The 25,060-nt window shown below is 71.6% G+C and carries 24 protein-coding genes; 9 read left to right on the top strand and 15 right to left on the bottom strand.

Annotated elements, in window-relative coordinates; all coding sequences use genetic code 11:
- Positions 1 to 3 precede the first annotated feature (3 nt).
- From ABGB11_RS18125 to ABGB11_RS18105, 5 genes are all read right to left on the bottom strand, one after another.
- Positions 4 to 834: a carbohydrate ABC transporter permease gene (locus ABGB11_RS18125; protein WP_347634182.1), complete on the bottom strand. Its 831-nt coding sequence runs from the start codon at positions 832 to 834 to the stop codon at positions 4 to 6.
- On the bottom strand, positions 834 to 1,772 hold the full coding sequence (locus tag ABGB11_RS18120; protein ID WP_347634180.1) for a sugar ABC transporter permease: 939 nt from the start codon (positions 1,770 to 1,772) through the stop codon (positions 834 to 836). Before ABGB11_RS18120 ends, ABGB11_RS18125 begins: the two co-directional genes overlap by 1 nt.
- A gap of 13 nt (positions 1,773 to 1,785) precedes the next feature.
- Positions 1,786 to 3,150, bottom strand: coding sequence for an extracellular solute-binding protein (locus ABGB11_RS18115; RefSeq protein WP_347634178.1), 1,365 nt, complete (start codon positions 3,148 to 3,150; stop codon positions 1,786 to 1,788).
- A 157-nt stretch (positions 3,151 to 3,307) separates the two neighbouring features.
- Positions 3,308 to 3,952: a hypothetical protein gene (locus ABGB11_RS18110; protein WP_347634176.1), complete on the bottom strand. Its 645-nt coding sequence runs from the start codon at positions 3,950 to 3,952 to the stop codon at positions 3,308 to 3,310.
- 387 nt (positions 3,953 to 4,339) lie between these two features.
- Positions 4,340 to 5,326, bottom strand: coding sequence for a hypothetical protein (locus ABGB11_RS18105; RefSeq protein ID WP_347634173.1), 987 nt, complete (start codon positions 5,324 to 5,326; stop codon positions 4,340 to 4,342).
- A gap of 191 nt (positions 5,327 to 5,517) precedes the next feature.
- On the opposite strand from ABGB11_RS18105, the gene ABGB11_RS18100 reads away from it, so the two are divergent.
- Both ABGB11_RS18100 and ABGB11_RS18095 read left to right on the top strand, forming a co-directional pair.
- Complete coding sequence (locus tag ABGB11_RS18100) at positions 5,518 to 6,648, top strand: hypothetical protein (RefSeq protein ID WP_347634171.1); 1,131 nt, start codon at positions 5,518 to 5,520, stop codon at positions 6,646 to 6,648.
- 256 nt (positions 6,649 to 6,904) lie between these two features.
- Positions 6,905 to 7,975 carry a quinone-dependent dihydroorotate dehydrogenase gene (locus ABGB11_RS18095; protein WP_347634169.1) on the top strand — a complete coding sequence of 357 codons (1,071 nt, stop codon included), beginning with the start codon at positions 6,905 to 6,907 and terminating at the stop codon, positions 7,973 to 7,975.
- A gap of 22 nt (positions 7,976 to 7,997) precedes the next feature.
- Here ABGB11_RS18095 and ABGB11_RS18090 read toward each other — a convergent pair whose 3' ends face one another.
- From ABGB11_RS18090 to ABGB11_RS18075, 4 genes are all read right to left on the bottom strand, one after another.
- On the bottom strand, positions 7,998 to 9,431 hold the full coding sequence (locus ABGB11_RS18090) for a methyltransferase (RefSeq protein WP_347634167.1): 1,434 nt from the start codon (positions 9,429 to 9,431) through the stop codon (positions 7,998 to 8,000).
- Between the two features lie 40 nt (positions 9,432 to 9,471).
- Positions 9,472 to 10,308 (bottom strand): N-acetylmuramoyl-L-alanine amidase, encoded by an 837-nt coding sequence (locus tag ABGB11_RS18085; protein ID WP_347634165.1) that lies wholly within the window; start codon positions 10,306 to 10,308, stop codon positions 9,472 to 9,474.
- 93 nt (positions 10,309 to 10,401) lie between these two features.
- The gene (locus ABGB11_RS18080; protein WP_024934223.1) at positions 10,402 to 10,638 is read right to left on the bottom strand and encodes a hypothetical protein; all 237 of its coding nucleotides are present in this window, start codon (positions 10,636 to 10,638) and stop codon (positions 10,402 to 10,404) included.
- Between the two features lie 297 nt (positions 10,639 to 10,935).
- Entirely contained in the window at positions 10,936 to 11,940 is a 1,005-nt protein-coding gene (locus ABGB11_RS18075) for a LacI family DNA-binding transcriptional regulator (RefSeq protein ID WP_347634162.1), read from the bottom strand.
- A gap of 380 nt (positions 11,941 to 12,320) precedes the next feature.
- Here ABGB11_RS18075 and ABGB11_RS18070 point away from each other — a divergent pair, with 380 nt between their 5' ends.
- Positions 12,321 to 13,028, top strand: coding sequence for a TetR/AcrR family transcriptional regulator (locus ABGB11_RS18070; RefSeq protein ID WP_347634160.1), 708 nt, complete (start codon positions 12,321 to 12,323; stop codon positions 13,026 to 13,028).
- Positions 13,029 to 13,208: 180 nt separating this feature from the next.
- Here the strand turns inward: ABGB11_RS18070 and bldC are convergent, their stop codons facing one another.
- Both bldC and ABGB11_RS18060 read right to left on the bottom strand, forming a co-directional pair.
- Positions 13,209 to 13,412, bottom strand: a complete 204-nt coding sequence (bldC, locus tag ABGB11_RS18065; RefSeq protein WP_012850682.1) for a developmental transcriptional regulator BldC — start codon at positions 13,410 to 13,412, stop codon at positions 13,209 to 13,211.
- 273 nt (positions 13,413 to 13,685) lie between these two features.
- Positions 13,686 to 14,603: a hypothetical protein gene (locus tag ABGB11_RS18060; protein ID WP_347634156.1), complete on the bottom strand. Its 918-nt coding sequence runs from the start codon at positions 14,601 to 14,603 to the stop codon at positions 13,686 to 13,688.
- A gap of 86 nt (positions 14,604 to 14,689) precedes the next feature.
- Here ABGB11_RS18060 and ABGB11_RS18055 point away from each other — a divergent pair, with 86 nt between their 5' ends.
- Both ABGB11_RS18055 and ABGB11_RS18050 read left to right on the top strand, forming a co-directional pair.
- Positions 14,690 to 15,772, top strand: coding sequence for a Glu/Leu/Phe/Val dehydrogenase dimerization domain-containing protein (locus ABGB11_RS18055; protein WP_347634154.1), 1,083 nt, complete (start codon positions 14,690 to 14,692; stop codon positions 15,770 to 15,772).
- Positions 15,773 to 16,085: 313 nt separating this feature from the next.
- Positions 16,086 to 16,292, top strand: coding sequence for a DUF3073 domain-containing protein (locus tag ABGB11_RS18050; RefSeq protein WP_347634152.1), 207 nt, complete (start codon positions 16,086 to 16,088; stop codon positions 16,290 to 16,292).
- 257 nt (positions 16,293 to 16,549) lie between these two features.
- Here the strand turns inward: ABGB11_RS18050 and purM are convergent, their stop codons facing one another.
- Together purM and purF are read right to left on the bottom strand one after the other, a co-directional pair.
- Positions 16,550 to 17,590 (bottom strand): phosphoribosylformylglycinamidine cyclo-ligase, encoded by a 1,041-nt coding sequence (gene purM / locus ABGB11_RS18045; RefSeq protein WP_347634150.1) that lies wholly within the window; start codon positions 17,588 to 17,590, stop codon positions 16,550 to 16,552.
- The gene (gene purF / locus ABGB11_RS18040; protein WP_347634148.1) at positions 17,587 to 19,041 is read right to left on the bottom strand and encodes an amidophosphoribosyltransferase; all 1,455 of its coding nucleotides are present in this window, start codon (positions 19,039 to 19,041) and stop codon (positions 17,587 to 17,589) included. Before purF ends, purM begins: the two co-directional genes overlap by 4 nt.
- Before the next feature lie 129 nt (positions 19,042 to 19,170).
- On the opposite strand from purF, the gene ABGB11_RS18035 reads away from it, so the two are divergent.
- Entirely contained in the window at positions 19,171 to 19,536 is a 366-nt protein-coding gene (locus ABGB11_RS18035) for a DUF4190 domain-containing protein (protein ID WP_347634146.1), read from the top strand.
- Here the strand turns inward: ABGB11_RS18035 and ABGB11_RS18030 are convergent.
- Positions 19,533 to 20,168: a LamG domain-containing protein gene (locus ABGB11_RS18030; RefSeq protein WP_347634144.1), complete on the bottom strand. Its 636-nt coding sequence runs from the start codon at positions 20,166 to 20,168 to the stop codon at positions 19,533 to 19,535. The two genes, ABGB11_RS18035 and ABGB11_RS18030, sit on opposite strands and share 4 nt — an antisense overlap.
- Positions 20,169 to 20,211: 43 nt before the next feature.
- On the bottom strand, positions 20,212 to 20,655 hold the full coding sequence (locus ABGB11_RS18025) for a sterol carrier family protein (protein ID WP_347634142.1): 444 nt from the start codon (positions 20,653 to 20,655) through the stop codon (positions 20,212 to 20,214).
- A 129-nt stretch (positions 20,656 to 20,784) separates the two neighbouring features.
- Between ABGB11_RS18025 and ABGB11_RS18020 the strand changes: the two genes are divergently transcribed.
- The 3 genes from ABGB11_RS18020 to ABGB11_RS18010 all read left to right on the top strand — a co-directional run bounded on the left by ABGB11_RS18020 (position 20,785) and on the right by ABGB11_RS18010 (position 24,982).
- Positions 20,785 to 22,575: a serine/threonine-protein kinase gene (locus ABGB11_RS18020; protein WP_347634140.1), complete on the top strand. Its 1,791-nt coding sequence runs from the start codon at positions 20,785 to 20,787 to the stop codon at positions 22,573 to 22,575.
- A gap of 121 nt (positions 22,576 to 22,696) precedes the next feature.
- A complete protein-coding gene (locus ABGB11_RS18015; protein ID WP_347634138.1) occupies positions 22,697 to 23,860 on the top strand; it encodes a S8 family peptidase in 1,164 nt (387 codons plus the stop codon).
- 150 nt (positions 23,861 to 24,010) lie between these two features.
- Positions 24,011 to 24,982, top strand: a complete 972-nt coding sequence (locus ABGB11_RS18010; RefSeq protein ID WP_347634136.1) for a hypothetical protein — start codon at positions 24,011 to 24,013, stop codon at positions 24,980 to 24,982.
- Positions 24,983 to 25,060 lie beyond the last annotated feature (78 nt).

Here is a 25,060-nt window from a genome sequence, read left to right as displayed (position 1 = left end):
CCCTCAGCCCTTGACGGCGCCGGACGTCAGCCCGGCCACGATGCGACGCTGGAACAGCAGGACGATGATCACGACCGGGACCGTGACCACGACGGCGGCGGCACAGATCGCGGTCGTGGGCTGCTCGAAGTAGGACTCCCCGGTGAAGAACGCCAGCGCCGCCGGCACCGGTCTCGCGTTGTCGGTGGACGTCAGCGAGATGCCGAAGACGAAGTCGTTCCAGCAGAAGAAGAAGGTCAGGATCGCCGCGGTGAACACGCCGGGCGCCGCCAGCGGGACGATCACCTTGCGGAACGCCTGCCAGCTCGTGGCCCCGTCCACCTGCGCGGCCTGCTCCATCTCCCACGGGATCTCGCGGAAGAACGCCGACAGCGTCCAGATCGCGAGCGGCAGCGCGAACGAGATGTACGGGATGATCAGGCCCGGCCAGGTGTCGTACAGGCCGACGTTGCGCCACAGGTCGAACAGCGGCCCGACCAGCGACACGACCGGGAACATGGCGATGGCCAGCGCGAACGACAGGATGATCTTCTTGCCGGGGAACTCCAGCCGGGCGATCGCGTAGGCGACCAGCGTCGCGAACACCACGCCGACGAACGTGGCGATCAGCGAGATGCCGATCGAGTTGATCAGCGCCGAGGTGAACAGGTCGGTCTTGAACACCGTCTCGTAGTTCTGCCACGTCCAGTCCTGCGGGAAGAACCCCTGGACGTTGCCGATCTCGCTGGGCGTCTTGAACGACAGCATCACGATCCACAGGATCGGGAACGCCGTCCACACCAGGATCAGCAGCGAGGCGACGATCCACAGCGACCTCGAACGCGTCGTCTCCATCAGCGGTCACCTCGCACTTGGGACAGGTCCACCCGGAACCCCTTGATGAACAGCGCCGCGATCAGCACCACCGACAGGAACAGCAGGACGCCGACCGCGTTGCCGAGGCCGAGCTCCGTCCGGGTGATGATCTGCTGGTAGGTGAGGAACGACAGCACCTGGGTCTTTTCCTGGCCCGCCGTCATGATGAACACGTTGTCGAAGATCCGCCACGCGTCCAGCGTCCGGAACAGCACCGCGACGAGGATCGCGGCCTTCATGTTCGGGATCGTGACCCGCTTCAGACGCTGCCACGCGGTGGCGCCGTCGACGGTCGCCGCCTCGCCGAGGTCGCGCGGCACCTGCGCCAGCCCGGCGAGCAGCAGCAGCGACACGAACGGGGTCGTCTTCCAGATCTCCGACAGGATGATCACGAACAGCGCGGCCCAGCGGTCGGAGAACCAGGCGAAGTCGCCGAGCCCGAACCAGGAGTTCACGAACCCCGACTGCACGTCGAAGGCGTACTTCCAGGCGAACGCGGAGATGACCGTGACGATGCCGTAGGGCAGCAGGATCGCGGTCCGCACCGTCCGGCGCCCGAAGACGGCGCGGTGCATCACCATCGCCAGCGCGAATCCGATGACCAGCTCGACCCCCACCGTGATCACGGTGATGACGAGGGTGGTGAACACGGTCTGCCAGAACAGCGGGTCCGACAGGGCGGTCGCGTAGTTGCCGAGGCCGACGAACCGCCGGTCGTCGGGCGCGGTGATCCGGTAGCTGAACAGCGACTGGTACAGCGCGTTGAGCAGCGGGTACGCGGTGACCGCCAGCATCACGATCACCGCGGGCGCCGACAGCAGCAGCCCCAGCCTGCGCTCGGCCCGGCCGCGGTCGGAGATCTCCGCCCGGGCGGGGGCGCCGGCCGGACGCTTCAGCGTCGTATCTGCGGACGTCATCCCGACACCTCCGTTAGAGCAGGGCCTTGCCTTGCAGGACCTCCCGGATGAACCGGGCCGACGCGCCGGGCGTGGTGGCCGGGTTCACCGACGCCGGCGGATGCCACCGGTTCTGGATGGCGCCGGAGACGTCCGTGTAGTAGGGCGTGGCGGGACGGGGGGACGCCGCGGCGATGGAGTCCCGCATCAGCGGGGCCATCGGGAACTCCTTGAGGATGTCGGGATCGTCGAAGATCGCCGGCCGGGCGGCGACGTTGCCCTCGTCGAGCATGTACTGCTTCATGTTCGCCGGTGAGGTGATGCAGCGGACGGCCTCCACCGCCAGGTCGTGGTGCTTGCCGTACGCGCCGACGCCGATCTCGATGCCGCCGAACGGCGGCTTGCTCTCCTGCTGCGGGTTCACCCTCGGATACCGCGCCCAGGCCAGGTCGTCGACGATGCTCTTGCTGATGGTGCCCGCCTCGGCGTCGCTCTTCTCGGACCGCCAGACGTAGCCCCAGTTGAGCAGGAAGCCGCCGCGCGGCCCGTTGATCGTCGACAGGGACTGCTCCTCGATGTCGGTGGACAGCGTCGGGCTCGCCGCGGACGACCGGGCCAGCTTCCGGATGATCGACGCCGCCTGCCGCCCGGCGGGCGAGTCGATGTCGATGGTGGCCTCGTCGCCCTTCTCCACGTCGCTGATGACCCGGCCGCCGGCGGACGCGATCAGGGCGTTGATCCACACCATGTAGCCCTCGTACCGGTTGCCCTGGACCCCGATCGTGGTGTTGGTGCGGATGGCCGCGTCGATCAGCTTGTCCCAGGTGAAGTCGGGCGCGTTCGGGTCGATGCCCGCTTTCTGCGCCACCGACTTGCGGTACCAGAGCAGCTGGGTGTTGGCCCAGAACGGCGCCGCGTAGAGCTTGCCCTCCCACGTGGAGCTCTGCACCGCGGTCTCGAACACGCCCTCGGTCAGCGGCGCGGCCTCGCTCTGGGTGAACGGGCGCAGGAACCCGGCGTTGGCCGCCTCCGCCACGAACACCGGGTCGAGGCTCATCAGGTCGAGCCCGGAGTCCTTGGCCGCCAGCCGCCTGATCAGCTGCTCGCGCTGCTGGGTCGCGTCGTTCGGCAGCAGCGACGTCTCGATCCGGTACTTGCCGCCCGCCGCCTGCGTGCAGGACTTCGCGATGGCCGCCTGCCCGCCGTCGTCGGGGTTGATGTACCAGGTGAGCTTGGGCGCCCCGCCGCCGCCCCCGCAGGCCGACAGCCCTCCGGCCACCAGGGCCAGGGCCAGCGCCGCCCGCAACCGTCCCGGCGGGCCGTGCCGCCCGGTGGCCCTCGTCCGCCGCCGGGCGCGTCCCGGCCCGTCCAGCTTCGCTCGTCCGACTCGCTCGACCATGGGGCCTCCCGCAGCCACCCGCCGCACCGCGGCACTTCGCCGGACCGCGGCCCGGGCGGGATGGATCTCCATTCGAACACCGGACTCGGTGACTGTCGAGATCCAAAGAGTAATCGGACGGCAAAGCAGACCACATGCGGACCACCAACCACAAGGGTCACGCCGGGACGCGTCCCGGGTCGTACAGCCAGCCCGCGTGCTGGACTCCCTTGATGACCGTCCTGACCTGCCGGAACAGGGTCGGCGGGAGTGCGCAGAGCCCGCTGTCCACCACGTCGTGGTAGATCAGGTCCGAGACGATGAGCGCCACGTTCCGCTCCGGATGGGCGTCCAGGTACCGGCGCACCGGCCGGGCGTCGAGGAGGCGGCTCACGACGACCGGCGCGTGCCCGGCCGGCCCCAGCACCGCCGGCCATCCGATGATGAGCGCCCCGTGGTGGAGCGCGAGCCGCACCCGCAGCCGCCGCCCCGGGCCGCCGCGCTCCTCCAGGGCGGCGAGCGCGCGTTCGAGGGCGGGGGCGAAGACGCCGGTGACGGTGACGATGTCGGCGTCGTCCGGCAGCACCGCCAGCACACCGTCCCCGGCGACCTGCTGCGCCCAGGCGGCGCGGTCCAGCCCGGCGTCCGCCGCGGCCCGCTCCATGGCGTCCAGCAGGTCGAGCTGGGCCGCCACCTGCATGCGCGGCGTGCGGAGGCTGTAGCCCTGGATGTCGACGGCGAGCAGCAGCCGGAACGTCAACCGGATGTCCACGGGACGCTCCGGGACCCGCGGTTCCGGGACGGGTGCTGGGACGACCGTCATGATGCCCTCCGCCTCGTGCATCCCCTGGACCGGCTTCCCGGGCCGGCCGGGGTTGCATTCAGAATGGCACCCGGGAGAGCATGACAGAAGCCGGATAAATGGGCGCCGAAAGCAGAATGCCAGGTGGCGCGGAGCGATCCGGCAATGAGCAACGGAGCAAACTGGAGCACGTTCCCGCCAGCCGTCGGAAAGCTCCTGCTAAAGGCTCACCGATCGAATGTTCCCTGCCCTTCTGCTACGTGGCAGAACGGCATATGGGGGCGACCTGTCCTCGACGTTACATTCTTCTTGTCGGCCGGTATGAAGAAGGCGCGGAGAGATCGCGGACCCCGACCGACCCGCGAGCCCTCCGCGCCTTCGCCTGTGGGGCGGTGGCGCGGTGGCGGCCTAGTAGCCGCCGCCCGACCCGTAACCTCCGCCGCTTCCTCCGTCACCGGTCCCCGAACCGGAACCCGAGCCGGTGGCGCGCTTGCCGGACGGCTGCGTGGCCCACCAGACGCCGCCGACGCCCTGGCCCTTCGTGTCGCCCGGCTGCTCGTCCTTCTCGTAGTAGTACATGGGCCAGCCGTCGATGGTGAGCTGGCACTTGCCGTCGTCCTTGCGCTCGATGAAGTCGACGAGTTTCTTGGAGACGCCTTCGACCTTGAGTTTCTTGAACCCGTTGAACACGACCGGCGGCCACGCCTTCTTGCACGAGCCGAAGCAGGTCGTCGTGGGCGGCTTGTCGGTGTCCTTGTCGAACCGGTAGAGCGTCCGGCCCTTGCCGTCGGTCAGGATCATCCCGAGTTTCGGATCCCGCCTGGCCTTGACGACCGTCCAGCCCTTCCAGCGGTTGTCGTTCGCCTTCTTGACCGGCGCGGCCTTCTTGCCGGTCGGCGCCGCCGCGTACCAGGTGCCGCCGACGCCCTGCCCCTTGGTGTCGCCGGGGCTCTGGTCCTTCGCGTACCGGTACAGCGGCCATCCGGCGAGCGTGACCTGCCACTTCCCGTCCGGGCGCTTCACCTTGCCGACCAGCGACTGCTCGACGCCCGTGACCTCGGTCTCCCCAGAACCGGCCTCCACCGGCGGCCACGCCTTGGCGCACGCCCCGGCGCAGGTGGACGCGGGCGGGCGGGCGGTGTCGTTGTCGAAGCGGTAGAGCGTCCTCCCCGCGCCGTCGGTGACGACCTTGCCGAGTTCGGTGACGCTGGCGACCTCCAGGGCGGACGGCTTCGGCACCGGCGACGGCGACGGCTCGGTGGACGGCCGGGCCTGCGCCTGCGATCCCGCGGCGTTCTGCTTCCCCCCGGCCTTCTCCTGCCCGCACGCGGACAGCACCAGTCCCGTCGCCGTCAGGGCGGCCGCAGCGGGGATCGCCCAACGTGGGAATCTCATGTCGTGGTCCTCCAGGTCGTCAGGGCCCCGGCTCCGGTTCCGGGTCCCGCACGTCGATCACGGGGAGCCGCCGCACCGCTCTCCTGGATCGTGGAACAGTACGGTGAAGCCCGCGGACCGGGTTCAACGCCGCGGAACCGGTCGGATGCGTACCGAGTCGGATACGTACGGCGATCGTGAGGAAGGCAGCGGTGACCACCGGAAACACACCCCCCGGCGGACGGGTCGACCTGAGCAAGGATCCGCGCAGGGACCTGCGCAAGGACCTGCGCGACGGTGGGCCCGAGCCGCGCCCCGGCCCGGCGTGGATCGTCGTCCCCGCCCGGATCGTCGCGCTGATCGTGGTGGTGCCGGTCCGCCTCGTCCACGACCTGCTCGTCATCGTGGGCCGGGGCGTCCGGGCCGGGTGGAACCGGCTGATGCGGGGCCTCGCCGCCATCGGGCGCGGGATCGGCGCGGTGTTCAACCTCCTCGTGATACGGCCGCTGCGGTGGCTGGCCGTCGTGGTGGTCCTCGGCTTCCTGCGCCGGCTCGGGCGCGGCTCCGGACGGCTCGCACGCTGGTTCCACCGGGTACTGCTCGCGCCCGTCGGACGGTTCATCGCCCTGACCGGGCGCGGTCTCGGACGTCTCCTGGAACTCGTCCTCCTGCGCCCGCTGCGGGCCCTCGGGCACGGGCTCGCCTGGTGCCTCGGCCTCGTCGGCCGCGGGCTCGTGCTGCTGATGAAGGGCATCGGGCTGCTGCTCGGCGTACTGGTGATCATGCCCGCCGGCCTGCTGTGGCGCTACGTGCTGCGCCCGCCCCTCCTCGGCCTCGTGTGGCTGCTCCGGGGGATCTGGAGCGTCCTCGCCTGGCTGGCCCGCGGTGTGTGGAGCGGCCTGACCTGGTTCGGGCGGGGCTGCGTCGCCGTCCTCGCGGCGATCTGGGGCGTGATCGCGGCGGGCCTCGGGCTGCTGGCGGTGGGCGTGGCCCTGCTCGGCCGCGGGATCGCGTGGCTCGGGCACGTCCTGATCGTCGTGCCCCTCCGCGCCCTGTGGCGGTTCGTGCTCGCACCGATCGTGGCGGCGCTCGTCGGAACGTGGCGGCTCGCGGGCCGCATCCTGCGCTGGCTGTGGCGGACGCTCGTCGTCGCGCCCTTCAGGGTGCTGGTCGTCGCCCCGGCGCGCTGGGTGGGGGTGACCGTGCTGCGTCCCATCGGGCACGGCATCCGCGGGACGTGGCGGGTCGCGGTGCGCGACCCCGTCCGCGCCGCCCGCCGGACGATGCGCGAGGCGCGGCGCGACGTCCGGCTCCAGCTCCGCCGCGTCTTCCGCGGACACTGAACCGCACCGGACACTGAAGCTCCCTGGACAGCGGACCGCGCCGGCCTCCCGGAAGGGAGGACCGGCGCGGGAGCGTGTCGCTCAGACGCCGATCGCGTCCCGGCCGGACCCGCCGGCGGGACGGCCGCGGTACACGCGCTGCGGAGTGGGCCACCACGCGGTGGCGTCGTCATTGATCAGCACGCGGCCAGGGTAGGCACCGCTCCGCGCCCCCTCAACGGGTTTTCGCGGGCGCCGGCTGCGATACTGGCGGACGATGTATCGACTCCTGTTCTCACTGGTCATCGCCCGTGTCCCCGCGGAGACCGTCCACCACCTGACGATCCGCGGGCTGCGCGCGATCCAGGCGGTGCCGGGCGCCGTGCGGCTGCTGCGGCTGCTGCTCGTCCCGCGCGACCCGGCGCTGGCCGTCCGCGCGTTCGGCCTGGACTTCCCGAGCCCGCTCGGCCTCGCCGCCGGGTTCGACAAGGACGCCGTCGCCTACGAGGCGCTCGGCGCGTTCGGGTTCGGCCACGTCGAGATCGGGACGGTGACCGGGCGCCCGCAGCCCGGCAACCCGCGCCCCCGGCTGTTCCGCCTCGTCCCCGACCGGGCGGTCGTCAACCGGATGGGGTTCAACAACGAGGGCTCCGAGGCGGCCGCCCGCCGCCTCGCGGGGCGGTCCGCCCGGACGGTCGTCGGTGCCAACATCGGCAAGACCAAGGCCGTGCCCGAGGCCTCGGCCGCCGCCGACTACGTGGCGAGCACCGAGCGGCTGGCGCCGCACGCCGACTACCTCGTCGTCAACGTCAGCTCCCCCAACACGCCCGGCCTGCGGAACCTGCAGGCCGTCGAGCATCTGCGCCCGCTGCTGACCGCGGTCCGCGAGGCCGCCGACCGGTCCGCGCCGCGCCGCGTCCCGCTGCTGGTCAAGATCGCGCCGGACCTGGCGGACGACGACATCGACGCGGTCGCCGACCTCGCCCTCGACCTCGGCCTGGACGGCATCATCGCGACCAACACCACCGTGAGCCGCGACGCCCTGCTCAGCCCGCCCGCGCTGGCCAAGGAGACCGGCGGGCTGTCCGGCGCACCGCTGAAGGACCGGTCGCTGGAGGTCCTGCGCCGGCTGCGCGCCCGCACCGGCGGGCGGCTCACGCTCGTCTCGGTCGGCGGCGTCGAGACGGCCGACGACGTGTGGGAGCGCGTCCGCGCGGGCGCGACCCTCGTCCAGGGCTACACCGGCATGATCTACGGCGGCCCGCTCTGGGCGCACCGCGTCAACCGCGGCCTCGCCCGCCGCCTGCGCGCCGGCGCCTTCCGCACCCTCACCGAGGCACGCCGCTAGCCGCACCGCCCACGGGCGCCGGTCACGGCGACTCCGGAAGGACGAAGAAGCCGTCGGCGATGAGTTCCGGCAGGACGGCGTCGGCGTGCGCGCGCACCTCGTCCGGCTCCATCCCGGTGAGCTGGGCGATGGCGTCGAGGAGCGGGGCGAGGGGCAGGCCGCCGTCGCAGACCCCGGCGAGGCCGGCCTCGACCGTGCCGACGCCGGCGGCACGGCGGAGCCGCCCGGTCTGCCGGAGGACGATCCGCTCCGGATCCTCGGCGCCGGGAGCCCCGATCTGTTCCTGGACGAGACCGGGCGCCGCTGACAGCGTCCGTCCACAGCCTGTGGAAAACTCCGCGCCCGCGGCGAGGCCGTCCAGCACCTCGGGAACGTACGCGCCGACGGGCTCCTCCACCGCGTGCCGAAGCTCCTCGATCCGGACGGCCGGGCGGTCGCTCCGCCGCAACGTGATCCAGCCGAACCCGATCCCGGTGACGCCGAGCCGGTCGAAATGATCGAGCCACGCCTCGTAGCGCACCCGGTATTCGGGAGTGCCGGCCTCGCACGAATCCCGGAGCCACAACTCGGCGTACTCCGCCGGATCCTGGACGTCCCGCTGGACGATCCACGCGTCGCAGCCGTCCACCCACGCCCCGACGCGCTCCTCCCACGGAACCCCGCCGACATGCAGCCAGTTGGCCAGGAGCTGGCAATATCCACCGTCGTTCAGGTACCGCGCGGCGCCCTCCACGAGCCGCCGACAGAAGTCGTCGCCCGGCATGCCCGACTCCCGGTAGGTGAACCGGGGGCCGGCGGACGGCGCCACGACGAACGGCGGATTGGACACGATCAGATCGAACCGGCGCCCCCGGACGGGCTCCAGCAGTGACCCGCGCAGGAGTTCGGCGCCCTCCACTCCGGACGGCGCGAAGCTCATCGCGGCGAGGTCCAGAGCGCGCGGGTCGACGTCCGTCGCGGTGATGCGCGCGCCCGGAGAGCGGCCCGCCAGATGCACCGCCTGGACGCCGCATCCGGTCCCGAGGTCGAGCACGTTGTCCACAGGCCTGTGGACAACCAGCCGCGCCAGATTCCCGGACGCGCCGCCCGCACCCACCACGTGATCGTCCGCCGGGACGCCGCCGGCCCCCGGCCGCACCGACAGATCGGACACGGCGTATCCGGCGTGCCCGTCCCCGCCGACCGCCTCCAGCGGCTCGACGCGCAGCAGCGCCCGCGCCTCTCCGCCGGACCTCTCCGCGAGTCCCGCCGCGACCAGCTCGTCCGGGACGGCCCCCGCCTCCACGGGCACCTGCAGCCAGAACAGCCGCGTCAGCACCTCGACCGGCGACCCGCCGCGCGTCGCGCGCAGCGCCGGGACGATCTCGTCCCGGGCCAGCGCCCCGCCCGCGACGGGGCCGAGGAGCTCGCGCACCCCGGCGACGGTGTAACCGCTCCCCAGCAACAGCTCACGCACACGACGAAGATCAGGCACCCGCCCATCCTCCCCGAGACGGCTAGCCCTGGGTCAGGTACTTCTGGAAGCCCTTGGCCAGGGATTCGGCGATCCGCTGCCGGAACGCGGCGCTGGACAGCTTCGCGGCGTCGTCCTTGTTCTGCATGTTGCCGCACTCGATGAAGACCTTCGGGACCGTCGACATGTTGAGGCCGCCGAGGTCGTCGCGGCGGTCGATGGCCTTCTTGCCGAGGTAGTTGGAGTAGGCGATGCCGGTGCCGTCGTGGTAGGCGTCCCGCAGGGCCTTGCCGAGCTCGGCGGACCTGGACACCATCGTGGCGTTGCGGCCGATGGAGATCGGCTCGATGATGTGGAAGCCGTGCCCGGACGAGGACGCGCCGTCGGCGTGGATCGACACCGCGGCGTCGGCCTTCATCCGGTTGCCGAGCGCGGCGCGCTCGGTGATGCACGGGCCGACGCCCTTGTCGTCCTTGCGGGTCAGCGCGACCTTGGCGCCGCGGGAGCGCAGGATCTTGGCGAGTCGGTTGGAGACGTCCCAGGTGAAGGCGTGCTCGGCGTAGCCGCCCTTGGTGGCGGTGCCGGCCGTGTCGCACTCCTTGCTGCCGTTGCCGATCTTGACCTTCTTGCGGATCTCGGCCGGGTGCGAGGCGTTCCCGCCGTTGTGGCCGGGGTCGATCACGACCACCTTGCCGTCCAGCGACGGCGCCCCGCCGCCGCCCTCCGCGGTCGACCCGCCGCCTCCGGGCGCCGCGCCGGCGGTCGGCGGCGCCGCCTGGCCGGCCCCTCCGGCCTCCCCGGAGGAGCCGCCGCACGCGGTGAGCGCGCCCAGGCACAGCGCGATACCGGCGACCGCCGGGCCGCCTTGATGGATTCGCACAGGCCGTTTCCTCCGTGACGCCTTCGTTACCGACCCTGACAGTCTGCACGCCGCGGGAGGTACGTCAAACGAACTCCGCCGAACCCGTCCCGCTCAGCGGAGCGGGTCCTCCTTGCCGAGCAGCGCGGCGAGGGCGCGGGCCTCGTCCGCGTCCAGGCCGAGGACGACCCGGGGACGGCCCCACGGGTGGTCGATCGAATGGGCCACGTAGCTGGCGACGGACTCCGACACCTGCTCGGCCAGGCCGCGCGCGTGCCGCCACTCCGACCACGCGCGTTCCAATTCGCTCGCCGCGCGCTGCGCGCACGACACCAGTTCCGGATCACGCACGAGCTGAACCCCCCTGGGTGGACACGACTCTCCGGTCCGCCGGCGGGGTCCCGTCCGGGCGGCCTGCGCCGAGGCCGCCCGGGACCGCCCGCCGGCGATGAGTCCCATTAACCCCCCGCCGGCGGGGCGCGGGCCGCTGAATACGGCAGGTTTGGCCGCCCCCTTACCCGGCGCGTACCCAAGCCATACCGGCGGTGGGCACGCGGCCGCGCGCCCGCGCCGTTCATGGACCGGGACGGGTGGGGTGCTGCGGGAAGCGAGATGAGGCGGGGGGACGTCCTGCGGCGCGCGGGCGGACTACGGGGCGGTGGGAGCGGGCCCCGTCGTCGAGCGGACCACCAGGTGCGGGACCACCAGGTTCTGCCGGGCTGGCCGGGACGGGTCGCCGATGCGCGCGGTGAGCAGCTCGGCGGCCACGCGTCCCATGTCGCGGCGCGGCTGGTCCACGCTCGTGAGAGAGATGTGCCGGATCGCGGCGAGATGGGTGTTGTCGTACCCGACGATCGACAGGTCCTCGGGGACGCGCATGCCGAGCTCGTCGGCGGCCGACAGCGCGCCGGTGGCGACCAGGTCGTTCGGGGCGAAGATCGCGGTCGGGCGGGGGTCGCGGCGCAGCAGCGCGCCCGCGGCGCGGTAGCCGCCGTCCTCGGTGAAGTCGCCGGGCTCGGCGACGATCTCCTCGCCCAGCCCGTGCCGGCGCATCGCCTTCTCGTAGCCTGCGCGGCGGTAGCGGGCGGTGGTGGAGCGGGCGCCCTCGATGTGCGCGATGCGGCGGTGGCCGAGCTCGACGAGGTGGTCGACGGCCAGGCTGGCGCCGAGTTCGTCGTCGTCCACGACGATGTCGACGCCGACGACGTCGCGTTCCCCGACGACCACCACGGGGACGCTCGCCGCGGCCTCCTTGAGCGACTCCGGGACGACGCTGAGCAGCACCAGCCCGTCCACCCGCATCTCCAGGAACGCCTCGACCGCCTCGGCCTCGAACATCGGGTCCCAGCGGCCGCTGCCGACGAGCATCCGCAGGCCCGCGCCGTGCAGGGTCTCCTGCAGCCCGTCGAGGAACTCGGCGAAGAACGGGTTGTGCAGGTCGGCGACGATGGCGCCGACCAGCCGGGTGCGCCCCTCGACCAGGCTCCGCGCCACGGCGTTCGGCCGGTAGCCGAGTTCCCGGGCGGCCTGCAGGACGGCCTGCCGGCGCCGCTCGCTCACGTGCGGTGACCCCCGCATCACCAGGGAGACGAGCGACTTCGACACTCCGGCCCGCTCGGCGACGTTGCGGATCGTCGGTTTCGGCGCGGGCACCGCCCTCCCCTCGTCGCGCGGGGCGGGAGAGGGTTCGCTGCGCGGCCGTGGCACCGCGCCCTCTCCCTTCCTGTCGTGCGGGGGATTCGCTTCATCAGCTGACATGGCACTCCGTCCAGGGGGACCTGCAGGATTTGCCGCGACGGCGCGCCGGTGAGGGGTTCGGCGCGCCGCCCTCCGCTCGGGAGGAGATGCCATGATGCCGCGCCTTCCCCCCAAATCGTCGCAACAGTGAGTAACGGGCATACGGCAATGGGGGTTCGGGCCTGTGGTGTCCCGGATCACAGCGGCGCCGGGACGGGATCACGACCCGGTGAAGAGCCTGTTCCGCCGCCCCCCGGCGGGGCTCGCGCGGGCCCGGCTCGGGATACGCTGCCCAGGTGGGAGATCGTGCGGTGGCCGGTGCGAAGGTGCCCGGTGAGAAGGTGCGGGGCCGGACGGGCGGCGGACGGGGCCGTCGCCGGCTCAGCGTGGACGAGCGTCGGGACGAGCTGATCGAGGCGGCGCTGCAACTGTTCAGCACGCGCTCACCCGAGGACATCTCGATCGACGACGTCGCGGCCAAGGCGGGCGCCTCGCGGGCGCTGGTCTACCACTACTTCGGCGGCAAGTACGAGCTGTACATCGCGGCCCTCGGCAGCGCCGCGAAGAAGCTGTCGGTGCTGCTGGAGCCGCCCACCGAGGGCAAGCCGCTGGAGCGCCTGCGGATCTCCCTGAAGCGGTACTTCGACTTCGTGGAGAGCCACGCGGCCGGTTACACCGCGCTGCTGCGCGGCGGCCCGGCCGACCGGTCGGGCGAGGCGGGCGAGATCGTCGACGGCATCCGCCGGCTGCTCCTCGACCGCATCCTGCACTCCCTGGACGTGGACGTCCCGCCGCCCGTCCTGCGCATCACGCTGCGCTGCTGGATGGCGACCGTGGAGACCGCCGGGCTGGACTGGCTGGAGAACCGCGACGTGCCCCGCCCCGACCTGGAGCGGCTGCTCGTCGACCAGCTCGTGGTCATCATGCAGGTCGCCGGGCGGCACGACCCGGGCACGGGCGCCCTGTTCGACCGCCTGGCCCAGGAGGAGCTGGGCTCCTCCTGAGACGCGCGTGCCGGCGGAGCCTTCTGGGGCCTAGTGTCCGCTTGTGGACGCACGAGTCTGAATTGTCCGAAATTCCGCCCAGCTCAGCCGGCGTCCGCGACGACCCCGGCGATCGCCGCGCCGTCCTGGATGCCGGGCACCCCCGGCGTCCGGCACCCAAGACGACGCGATGGGTGCTTCCTACTCCGAGCGCTGCTGCGGGATCCCCGCGAGCAGCGCCCGCACCTCCGCCTCGCGGTAGCGGCGGTGCCCCCCCAGCGTCCGGATGGACGTGAGCTTCCCCGCCTTCGCCCAGCGCGTGACGGTCTTGGGGTCGACGCGGAACATCGTCGCCACCTCCGCCGGCGTCAGCAGGGGCTCGGCCTCTGGCGTACGTGCTGACATGTTTGCGGCCTCTCCTCCGTGGACCGATGACAGCGATCCTGCGGTTGTTCCTCGCGCGGTCACTGATGTCCCCTATGGCCCGAAAGAGCCACTATGACATCACAACGTGTAACCTTGCCACCACTCAGCGCAACAAGCAAGTTCTCGGCGGTAGTTGCGTGCAAACATCCCCGCGGATGCGGGGCGCCGCGGCCGTCTGGTGGTCCCTGGGTCACGCTGCGTGATTCTAGCGACACGTATAGTCGTATCGCGCGCAGATTCGGGAAATTTGTTTTAGTTCGCCGACTCCAGCGCCCGGACGGGCCGCCAGCGGGCCAGGAGACGCTTGTACATCGCGACGGTCAGCTCGGCCTCCCCCCGCTCCATGCCGGTGAGCGCGACCGTCATCTCGGCGACCGACTCGTCCGTGCGGAGGGTCTCGTCGGACAGCAGATGGACGAGCCCGCCGTAGTCGAGCTCCACGAGCCCGCGCGGATGGAACTCGCCGAGCCACCGGCCGAGCGTCTCCAGGCGGCCGGCCGACAGGAGGTAGACGTCCCCGGTCCCGTCGCCGAGGTTCTCACGTACCACCGGGAGGGCGGCGGCCACCCGTCGGCGCGCCTCGCCCATCGAGGTGACGTAGATGAGCGTGCGCGTGGGCGCGGCCGTCGCCGGGCCGTGCCCCGGCTGCTCCTCGGGCGCCTCGTCCTGGCGGCGGTACCCGGTGCCGGGCGTGCCGAGCATCAGGCAGCGCTCGCCGCGGGCGAAAGGGACGAACCAGTCCAGCGGGACGTGCCAGGTGCTCGTCAGGATGTGCGGGCGCAGGGACCGGCCGGAGCGCTTCCACTGGTCGAAATCGCCCATCACCCGTGCCGACAGCGGCGGCGGGACGAACGCCGCCGCGACGCCCGCCGCGTGCTCGTTCCTGAACCGCTCGAAGGCCAGCCAGGAGCGCAGCCGGGTCTCCCACGGGCACACGTAGATCATGTCGTCCAGGCGCCGCACGTAGGCGTCCCTGCTCTCCCGCTCCGGGACGACCTCCGGAGGCGAGGCCGTCAGCCTGAGCGCGGCCTCGCGGTGCTCCACCCCGAGCGCGTGGATCCGCCTGGGACGGCGCCTGGACTCGGCGTAGACCGTCCACAGGGTCCGCGCGGGCTCCGGGAAGGCGGTCACCGGTTCATAAACCCGTAGGTACGCGGCGTACGGAAGCACGACCGCATCGTTACACGAGATTCGGCCAGGCGTGGCGCCATCACGCACCCTAGGCTGATCTTAGAGACAGAGAGGAGGGCACTACCGTGCCTAATGTCTTCGGGGCGCCCCACAAGGGCACCGAACCCCGACACGAGCAGGTCGTCTTCTGCCAGGACGAGGCCAGCGGCCTGCGCGCCATCATCGCGATCTACTCCACCGCGCTCGGCCCGTCCCTGGGAGGCACCCGCTTCTACCCGTACGGCTCCGAGGAGGACGCGCTCGCCGATGTGCTGAACCTGTCCCGCGGCATGGCGTACAAGAACGCCCTCGCCGGACTCGACCTCGGCGGCGGCAAGGCCGTCATCATCGGCGACCCGGAGGTCGACAAGACCGAGGCGAAGCTGCGCGCGTACGGACGGTTCGTCCAGTCGCTGAACGGCCGGTACTACACCGCGTGCGACGTCGGCACCTTCAGCGAGGACATGGACATCGTGGCGCGCGAGTGCCGCTTCGTCACCGGCCGGACGGTCGCGCACGGCGGTGCGGGCGACTCGTCCATCCTCACCGCGTTCGGCGTGTTCCAGGGGATGCGGGCGGCGGCGGAGACGGCCTGGGGCTCCCCCACCCTGCGCGGCAAGCGCGTCGGTGTCGAGGGGGTCGGGAAGGTCGGCCACCGCCTGGTCGAGCACCTGCGCGAGGACGGCGCGGACGTCGTCATCTGCGACGTGAACGAGGCCGCCGTCGACCGCGTCCGGTCCCTGCACCCGGAGGTGGAGGTCGTCGCGGACGCCGACGCGATGGTCCGCCTGAATCTCGACGTGTACGCCCCGTGCGCGCTCGGCGGGGCCCTGAACGACGACACGGTGCCCGTACTGGGCGCCAAGGTGGTCTGCGGGGCCGCGAACAACCAGCTGGCCCACACCGGTATCGAGAAGCGTCTCGCCGACCGCGGCGTCCTGTACGCGCCCGACTACGTGGTGAACTCGGGCGGCGTCATCCAGGTCGCCGACGAGATCGAGGGCTTCAACTTCGACCGCGCCAAGGCCCGCGCGACCGGGATCTACGACACCACCCGGAAGATCTTCGCGCTGGCCGCCGACGAGGGCGTCCCGCCGGCGGTGGCCGCGGACCGGCTCGCCGAGCGCCGGATGTCCGAAATCGGGAGACTTCGCGGCATTCTTCTTTAGTGTCCGACCGATGCCGGTCTGAACGGATGCGCTTCCTAGACCTGTTTAGACCGTTGCAAAACCGTTGCGAGGGCCGCCGCGGGCCGGTGTACGACCGTCCCGCGGTGGCCTTGGCGGGTACTCGTGACCACCGGATACACTGTTGTTATCAGCTACAGGGGCGCCGCCACGTACCGTCGATGTACCGAGCCAGGCGCAAAACGGGTACGGTTGTACCCGTGACTGACGCATGGCTCATCAGGCACCGGTTCGTGTGGTACACGCGCGCGTTGATGGGCCCACGAAAGCCCTGACCATCGAGGGGGTCGAGCCAATGGGTCGCGGCCGAGCCAAGGCCAAGCAGGTAAAGGTTGCCCGGCAGCTCAAGTACAACACCGGCAACACGGACCTCGACCGCCTGAAGGACGAACTGGGAGTCAGCGACTCCGGCGACGACTCCTACGACGAGCTCGCCGAGAAGTACGCCGACTACGCCGATGAGTACGGCACGGAGGCCCGCAAGGACGGCACCTCCGGCTGACAGGCCGACAGTGCGCCACCGCCCGCACGCAGGGCGGTGGCGTTTGTCGTGACCTCCGGATACCGGACGCTCCCTCCGCCGGGCGCGCTCCACACCGGCCGCCGAACGGGCCTCTCGCACGATTTCGGAGGTTCACGGTCCCCGTGTGACCTCTGGGGGGCGTGAGGCGTTCAGCGGGCGGCTCAGCCCGTCGTACGGGCGGCTCCGTCACTCCGGCAGCTCCGCCACTCGGGCAGCCCGTCACGCGAGGCGGGCCGTCACGCGAGGCGGGCCGTCCCGGTGCCTTCGGTGATCTCGCCGAGCCGCCACGACGGCATGCCGCGCGAGGCCAGCAGCCGCAGCGCGGCGCCGGCGGCGTCCGGTGCGACGATCGCGGCCATCCCGACGCCGAGGTTGAACGTCTTGTCCATCTCGGCCTGGGGCACGCCCCCGCGCGCCTGGAGCACGCGGAACACCGCCGGGACCTCCCAGGAGGCCCGGTCCAGGACGGCGTCCGCGGTCGGGGGCAGCGAGCGGGCCAGGTTCGCCGCGAGCCCGCCGCCCGTGATGTGCGCGAACGCGCGCACCCCGCCCTCTCGCGAGAGGGCCAGGCAGTCCTTGGCGTAGATGCGCGTCGGTGTGAGAAGTTCCTCACCCAGCGAGCGGCCGAGCTCGGACGGCCGGGACTCCAGGGTCAGATCCGTCGTCGCCAGGATGTGCCGGACGAGCGAGTACCCGTTCGAGTGGATCCCGGACGACGCCATGGCGATGACCGCGTCGCCCACCTGGACCCGCTCCGGTCCGAGGACCTCGTCGGCCTCGACGACCCCCGTCCCGGCGCCCGCCAGGTCGAACTCGTCCGGCTCCAGCAGGCCGGGGTGCTCGGCGGTCTCCCCGCCGACGAGAGCGCATCCGGCCAGGGCGCAGGCGTCCGCCACACCGCCGACGATGTCGGCGATGCGTTCCGGGACGACCTTCCCGCAGGCGATGTAGTCGGTCATGAAGAGCGGTTCCGCGCCGCACACGGCCAGATCGTCGACGACCATGCCGACCAGGTCGTGCCCGATCGTGTCGTAGACGCCGAGGCGCCGGGCCAGGTCGACCTTGGTGCCGACACCGTCCGTGGACGTCGCGAGCAGGGGCCGCTTGTAGCGCAGGAACGCCGACGCGTCGAAGAGGCCCGCGAACCCGCTGACGTCGTCGACGACCTCCGGGCGCCTGGAACGCGCCACCCGGGACTTCATCAGCTCGACGGCGCGCTCGCCCGCCGCGATGTCGACGCCCGCGGCCTCGTAGGAGGCCGTCCGGCGTTCCGTCATCGGGTGACCTCCAGCAGATGCTTGCCGCGGGCGTTCTCGTCCACCGGGATGGGGTACTCACCGTCGAAGCACGCCCGGCACAGGCGGTCCTTCGCGATGTGCGAGGCGGAGATCAGCTCGTCCAGCGAGATGTAGCCGAGGCTGTCGGCGCCGATGGAGTCGCGGATCTCCTCGACCGACAGGTGCCCGGCGATCAGCTCGGCGCGGGTCGCGAAGTCGATGCCGTAGAAGCACGGCCAGGAGACGGGCGGGCTGGAGATGCGCACGTGCACCTCGGCGGCACCCGCGTCCCGCAGCATCGCCACGATCGCGCGCTGGGTGTTGCCGCGCACGATCGAGTCGTCCACCACGACCAGCCGCCTGCCCTCGATCGCCTCGCGCAGCGGGTTCAGCTTCAGCCGGATGCCGAGCTGGCGGATCGTCTGGGACGGCTGGATGAACGTCCGGCCGACATAGGAGTTCTTCACCAGCCCCTGGCCGTAGGGGATGCCGGACGCCTCGGCGTAGCCGATCGCGGCCGGGGTGCCCGACTCGGGCGTCGGGATGACCATGTCGGCCTCGACCGGGTGCTCTCGGGCCAGCCGCCGCCCGACCTCGACGCGGGTCGCCTGGACGCTGCGCCCGGCGATCGTGGTGTCGGGCCGAGCGAGGTAGACGTACTCGAACAGGCAGCCCTTCGGCCGCGCCTCGGCGAACCGCTCGGACCGCACGCCGGCGCCGTCGATCGCGACCATCTCGCCCGGCTCGATCTCCCGGACGAACCGGGCGCCGACGATGTCGAGACCGGCCGTCTCGGACGCCACCACCCAGCCGCGGTCCTCCAGGGCGCCGAGGACGAGCGGCCGGACGCCCTCGGGGTCGCGGGCGGCGTACAGCGTCCCCTCGTCCATGAAGACCAGGGAGTACGCGCCGCGGGTGGCCGGGAGGATCTCCCGCGCCGCCGCCAGCGGCCCGCCCTCACCCTGGTCGGCGAGCAGCGCCGTCAGAACCTCGGTGTCGCTCGTCGCGGTCAGCACGCCGGGCTCCAGCCGTGCCGCAAGCTCCTGCGTGTTGATCAGGTTGCCGTTGTGGACGAGCGCGAGCCCGCCCGCGTCCGTCGACCGGAACGTGGGCTGCGCGTTCTCCCACGTCGGCGAGCCCGTCGTGGAGTACCGGCAGTGGCCGACGGCGATGTGGCCGCGCAGGGTGTTCAGCACCGACTCGTCGAAGACCTGGGCGACGAGGCCCATGTCCTTGAACACGACGATGCGGGAGCCGTCGCTCACGGCGATGCCCGCCGACTCCTGCCCGCGGTGCTGCAGCGCGTAGAGGCCGTAGTAGGTGAGCTTGCTCACTTCGGCCCTGGCCGCCTGGTCGGCGGGGACCCAGACGCCGAAGACCCCGCAGGCGTCCTGCGGAGCGCGGTCAGTGGGATCGATGTCGTGGCTCAGACGTCCGTCACGGAGAGGCACGTTGGCCAGTCTAGATGGCGGGTTCACCTGCTCCGATCGGTGGCATCTCCTTAACGGACCTTTACCCCTGCGAACCATGGGCATCACACGGTGCGGGGGACTCTGAGGACGGACACGTGGAGGAAATGCATGACGCTGCCCGGGTACCGGATGTACTCGCCCCCTGCACCGCCCAGGAAGAGCACGCTGGCGCGGGCCTCACAGGTCCTCGGAATCGTGGGCCTGGTCGGTCTCGCCGCATGCTTCGCCGGTCTGGTGCCGGCCATCGTCGGCCTCATCCTGGGCACGGTCTCTCTGGTCCGGCGTGATCCTGACCGGCGCCCCGCTCTCGTGGGGGTCGTCTGTTCGGGCCTCGCCGTCGTCATCGGTGCCCTGGCGCTCTCCTGGCTGCTCAGCAAGGCCGCCCAGTGCGGGGACGAGGCGCGGTACCCGGACGACCTGTCACGCCGAGGCTGCGTCGAACGCGAGTTCCCGTTCGCCCAGGCGAACCCCTAGCCCGCCGGGTCCGCGAGTGCGCGGACGGCCTCCCCGTCCAGGGCGGAGGCGTACACGCGCAGATCGTCCATGAGACCGCCGAAACCCGGCTTGGTGGGTTCGCGGCCCAGGTAGATGGGGCCGGCCGGTGTGACGACGGGATGCTCCAGCGGGAGGGACGCGTCCTGCCTGCCGTCGATGTAGACGTACATGCCGGCGGCGTCCACGACGAACGCCACGTGCGCCCACTCGCCCACGGTCAGCCTGCTGCGGCTGTCGACGAAGTCCGGGCCCTTGATGGTGAAGAGCTGGACGCGCAGCCTCATCGCGTCCGGGTACAGCCAGAGGCCGAGGCCCCGCGCGTCGTTCTCGGCGACCGGCTTGTAGAGGAGGCTGCGCCATTCACCGGTCGGCTCCTCGGTGACCTGGACGAAGAAGGCCACGCTGAACCCGAAGATCTGGCTGAAGACGAGCTGGGGCGCGGCCGGGATCACCACGCGGTCGTCCCCGGCGAGCGACAGCGCCGTCCCGTCCCGCGCGGGGACGATCCGGGCCCGGCCGCCGAGCTCGGCGGCCGGGGCGGCGCCCGCCGCGACGGCGACCGTTCGGCCGTCCACGGTGTCGGGGTCGAACGTCCAGTGAGCGATCAGCACGGGACCACCTCCGGTAGGGCGGAGGCTATGCCCGCCGTGCCGCTCAGTCGAGAGGTATGGGAAGGTACTCCGTCAGGTCCGCGCGCGCGCCGCTCGCCCGGACCCGTCCATCGGCGACCGCGTCCGCCCAGGCCAGCCGCCCGGTGGCCAAGGCGATCCATGTGGCGGCGTCCATCTCCACCACATTCGGTGGCGTACCCCGGGTATGGTGCGGGCCGTCGATGCACTGAACGGCGGCGTGAGGTGGCACCCTCACCTCCACCGATCGTCCGGGGGCCAGCTCGGCAAGCCGGTCGAGCAGGTACCGCACCGCTCCCTTGACGATCGGCCGGGACGGCTCGGCGCCTCCCGCCCCGAGTCCGGCGACGACCGTGTCCAGGGCCGCGCGGCGCAGGTCGCCGGGCTCGTCCGTGCCGGTGTACGGCGGGAGGCCGAGCGCGGTGCGCTGCTCGTTCAGTACGGCGGGGGAAAGCGGTGTTCGCGGCATCGCGGACGACGCTACCGGGTCCGCCGCGGTACCGGCAGGCGGTAGAAAGGACCCCGGTGCCAGGCATGGGGGAGTGGAGTGGACGGGGAGGCCGGGGACGCTGTCCCCGGGGAGACGGAGGTTCGTCAGATGCCCGAGGCGCTGCCCCTGCAGCCGGGTGACCCGCGCAGACTCGGCTCGTACGAGATCGCGGGACGGCTCGGCGTCGGCGAGCAGGGCGCCGTCTTCCTCGGCAGGGACCCGTCCGGCGTGCCCGTCGCCGTGAAGGTCCTGCACGTGCGGCTGAGCGGCGAGCCCGTCGCCCGCGCGCGCTTCGCGGAAGCGTTCACCTCCGCCCGGAAGGTGTCCGGGTTCTACACGGCGGCGATTCTGGACGCCGACGTGGAAGACGACCTTCCCTACGTGGTGAGCGAGTGGGTCGGCGGCCCGACGCTCCAGCAGCTCGTCAACGAGGAGGGCCCGCGCGGCGGCGTCGTCGTCGAGCGCGTGGCCGTCGGCGTGGCGATCGCCCTCGCGGCCGTCCACCGGGCGGGTGCCGTTCATCACAACCTGAAGCCTGGGAACGTTCTTCTCAGCCGGAGCGGGCCCAAGATGGGCGACTTCGGCATCGTGCACGCCATGGAGGCCGTGAACGTCTCCTTCAGCGGGCACATCACCGAGGACCCGGCCTACCGGTCCCCCGAGCAGCTGAGCGGCACGGGCATCGGCCCCGCGACGGACGTGTTCGCCTGGGCGTCGACGCTGCTGTTCGCCGCCACCGGCCGCCCGCCGTTCGGGGAGGGCTCCCCGTCCGAGGTGATGCAGCGGATCATGTACGAGGACGCGGACCTGTCGGGCGTCCCGATGTCCCTGCGTGACGCGCTCACGGGCGCTCTCGCGAAGAACCCGGCCGAGCGGCCCACCGCGAAGGAGCTTCTCGCAAAGCTGCTGGACGCGAAGGGTGCGCTCGTGACCCGCCTGCCGTTCGGGATGGTGGAAGAGGGACGTGCCGTCCTCTCGCCCCCGCGCGCCACCCCTGACGTCCCGTCTCCCGCCGCGTTCGCCTCCGCCCCCAGCACGCCTCCCCCGGTCCCGAGCACGCCTCCGGGGCCGCCCCGGGAGGAGGCGTCCCCGTCCTTCCCCTTGTTCGGGAAGCTCTCGCGCTCCCGGCGCTACAACTCCGAGCCCGGCGCCGAACCGTCCGCCGCCGATCTCGACCCGTCCGCCTTCGAGGCGACGGCGACGTTCGGCGCCCTCGGCTCCGAGCCGCAGGCCGAGCCCGGCGGCACGGACCGGACGGCGACGTTCGACGCGGTCGGCGCCGACTCGACGGCCCGGTTCGACGCCGTCGACCTGCGGAGCGACGCGAACACGGCCGAGCCGTCCCCGCAGCTGATCCCGGGGCTGGGCCACGGCCGGGAGGGCGGCGGGCACCGCTCCCCGTCGACGCCGTCCTTCATGCGGATGCGGCGGCCCGGCAACCACGTCCTCGGCCTGGCGCTGTCGCTGGTCATCGGGGTCAGCGTCGGGATCGCCATCATCGCGCTGGTCCTGTGGCCGCAGCTCAAGAGCGACGACGGGTCTCCGCCGGACAGCACCAACTCGTCCAACAACCGCCCGGTGACGACGATCCCGGCCTCGTTCGCGGGGACGTGGAAGGGGACGCTGGTCAACACCAACCGCAACGCCTCCTTCCCCGTGGAGATCACGTTCGCGGCCGGCGGGACGACCGGACGCGCCGTGTACCCGCGGGAGAAGTGCAACGGCACCCTGCGGATGACCAGGGGCACGGAGAGCGCGCTCAAGATGAACCTGGACATCGGCAAGCCGTGCACGTCCGGGATCGTCCAGATCACGCGGCAGCCGGACGGGACGCTCCAGTACACGTGGAGCAAGCCGGGGACGGCGCTCGCCTACGGGGGCCGCCTGCGCCGCGGCTGATCCGGCGAGACGTCCAATTTTTGGTCTAATTTCAGGACAGTTCCGCTAAGGTTCCCCTCGATCGAGGCCATCGATCATGTGAGGGCCCGCACCGCGGTCCCCCCCGGCAGAAGGAGAAGCCTTGCGGGCTGTCCACCGAAGGCTGCTGCTCGTCGGCACGGTCGCGACCTGCCTCGGCGCCGCCGCGACCCTCCCGGTGCTCGCCGACGACTCCGCCGCCCTGGTGAAGGTGACGGCGGCGGAGGGCACCCCGGTCCCCGGCCAGTACATCGTCACGCTGAAGTCCGGAACGTCCCCCGACGCCGCGGCAAAGAAGGTCAGGGCCGCCGGAGTCAAGCGCTTCGACGGCGTCCTGAACGGGTTCGCCGCCCGGCTGAGCCAGGACCAGCTCGCCGAGCTGCGCCGGGACGGCCGCGTCGCCGCGATCGAGCAGGACCAGGTCGTCTCGGCCAGCACGACCCAGCGCGCACCGCTTCCCTGGGGGCTCGACCGCATCGACCAGCGGTCCGCGAAGCTCTCGAAGAGCTACTACTACAAATCCTCCGGAAGCGGCGTCAACGCCTACGTCATCGACACGGGCCTGGACGTCGGCCACAAGGACTTCGGGGGCCGCGCCTCCGTCGCCTGGGCCGCGAGCAGGTTCGGCGGCGACGGGCGGGACTGCAACGGACACGGCACCCACGTCGCGGGCATCATCGGCTCCAAGACCTACGGCGCCGCCAAGTCCGTCAAGCTGCGCGCCCTGCGCGTCCTGGACTGCAAGGGCGAGGGCTCGATGTCGGACGTGGTCGCCGCCGTCAACTGGCTGCGCACCCACGCCGCCAAGCCGGCCGTCGCGAACCTGTCCCTCGGCGGGCCCAAGTCCGCGGCACTGAACACCGCGGTGATGAACCTGTCCAAGTCCGGCGTGTTCGTGTCCGTCGCCGCCGGCAACGACAACGCCGACGCCTGCAGGTTCTCGCCCTCCGGCGCGGGGTGGGTCATGACCGTCGGCGCGACCACCAAGTACGACAACCGGGCCACGTTCTCCAACTGGGGCAAGTGCGTCGACATCAACGCACCCGGCTACGGCGTCTACTCCACCTGGCCCGGCGGCGGCCACAAGGGCCTCAGCGGCACGTCCATGGCGGCCCCCTACGTCAGCGGCGTCGCCGCCCTCTACCTGTCCACCCACAAGAAGGCCACCTTCCCGCAGGTGCAGAAGTGGCTGAACGACAACTCGACACACACGCTCAAGAGGCTGAAGCAACAGGCGAACCGGCTCGTCTACAAGGGCAAGCTGTGAGGCCTGTCACGTAAGATGGCCCGGCTCCCAGCAAGGAGCCGGGCATCTCGCACTTCGCGCCGTCCCACGCACGCCAGGGGTTTACTCTTGGCGAGGCACAGACGGTTCTTTAACGTCTATTGACCCTTGGCCATGACGAGAGGAGAACACGTGGAGACCCCCGCCTCCACCCGTCGGCCCACCGATCGCCGCCGGGGCGGACGACGCGCCGCTGCGGCTCTCGTGGCCGTCGCCGCCGCGCTGCCCCTGCTCGGCACGGCGACGCCGTCGGCCGGCGCCGCGCCCGCGTCCCTTCCCCTCGACCCGGGCGACAGCAGCAAGTTCGCCAAGCTGAACCGTCAGATCGAGCAGCTCGACAAGGAGTACGGCGGCGACCTCGCCAAGCTGAAGGACGCCGAGTACGCCGCGAAGAAGGCGCTGGACAAGTCCAACGACCTCCAGCACGACCTCCAGGAGGCCCGCGGCCTCGTCGCGCAGCTCGCCGCGAACCAGTACATGACGAACGGCGAGGACCCGACCGTCACGTTCCTGGCCGACGCGAACCCGTCCGACCTCCTCAGCAACGCCACCCTGGTCAGCCACCTCGCCCAGAACAAGGCCGCGAAGGTCGCCCAGATCCAGAAGCTCGTCGACGCCCAGCTCCAGGCCCGCAAGCAGGCCCAGCAGAAGATGGCGGACCTCAAGAAGGAGATCAAGGACCTCAAGGCCCGCAAGGCGAAGATCCAGGCCTTGGTCAAGAAGTACAAGCCGGAGTCGCCGAGCGTCGGCCTGGGCGGCGTCACCCCCCGCATGCTCAAGGTCAAGAACACCATCGACCTGGAGGCGGGCCCCTTTCCCACGATCGGCTGCGTCCGCCTCTCCGGCGACCCCCAGGACCACGCCAGCGGCCACGCCTGCGACTTCATGGTCACCACCGGCGGCGTCATGGCGTCCGGCAGCGCCAAGGCCCAGGGCGACCGAGCGGCCGAGTACGCCATCTCCCACGCGAGCGCCCTCGGCATCAAGTACGTCATCTGGCGCCAGCGCATCTACGACATGCGCAGCCCCGGCTGGCGCTCGATGGAGAACCGAGGCGGCGTGACCGCCAACCACTACGACCACGTCCACATCTCGGTCTTCTAAACGTGAGGGCCCTCCGACCAGGGCCACACCTCACAAGCTCCTCCCCGGGAATCGCTCCCCACGTGTCATCGATCGCCA

Origin of the sequence: Actinomadura sp. B10D3 (genome assembly GCF_039871695.1) — a bacterium.
GTDB lineage: Bacteria > Actinomycetota > Actinomycetes > Streptosporangiales > Streptosporangiaceae > Spirillospora > Spirillospora madurae.
Note: the sequence above shows the minus strand (reverse complement) of the source record. Positions and strands in the feature narration are given on the sequence as shown.

What these genes read in the sequence shown, in the direction of transcription:
- ABGB11_RS18025 (WP_347634142.1), bottom strand. Translation starts at nt 20,655, where the DNA reads ATGCCGCGAACACCGCTTTCCCCCGCCGTACTGAACGAGCAGCGCACC.
- ABGB11_RS18020 (WP_347634140.1), top strand. Translation starts at nt 20,785, where the DNA reads ATGCCCGAGGCGCTGCCCCTGCAGCCGGGTGACCCGCGCAGACTCGGC.
- ABGB11_RS18110 (WP_347634176.1), bottom strand. Translation starts at nt 3,952, where the DNA reads ATGACGGTCGTCCCAGCACCCGTCCCGGAACCGCGGGTCCCGGAGCGT.
- purM (WP_347634150.1), bottom strand. Translation starts at nt 17,590, where the DNA reads ATGACGGAACGCCGGACGGCCTCCTACGAGGCCGCGGGCGTCGACATC.
- ABGB11_RS18050 (WP_347634152.1), top strand. Translation starts at nt 16,086, where the DNA reads ATGGGTCGCGGCCGAGCCAAGGCCAAGCAGGTAAAGGTTGCCCGGCAG.
- ABGB11_RS18125 (WP_347634182.1), bottom strand. Translation starts at nt 834, where the DNA reads ATGGAGACGACGCGTTCGAGGTCGCTGTGGATCGTCGCCTCGCTGCTG.
- ABGB11_RS18105 (WP_347634173.1), bottom strand. Translation starts at nt 5,326, where the DNA reads ATGAGATTCCCACGTTGGGCGATCCCCGCTGCGGCCGCCCTGACGGCG.
- ABGB11_RS18095 (WP_347634169.1), top strand. Translation starts at nt 6,905, where the DNA reads ATGTATCGACTCCTGTTCTCACTGGTCATCGCCCGTGTCCCCGCGGAG.
- bldC (WP_012850682.1), bottom strand. Translation starts at nt 13,412, where the DNA reads ATGTCAGCACGTACGCCAGAGGCCGAGCCCCTGCTGACGCCGGCGGAG.
- ABGB11_RS18120 (WP_347634180.1), bottom strand. Translation starts at nt 1,772, where the DNA reads ATGACGTCCGCAGATACGACGCTGAAGCGTCCGGCCGGCGCCCCCGCC.
- ABGB11_RS18035 (WP_347634146.1), top strand. Translation starts at nt 19,171, where the DNA reads ATGACGCTGCCCGGGTACCGGATGTACTCGCCCCCTGCACCGCCCAGG.
- ABGB11_RS18115 (WP_347634178.1), bottom strand. Translation starts at nt 3,150, where the DNA reads ATGGTCGAGCGAGTCGGACGAGCGAAGCTGGACGGGCCGGGACGCGCC.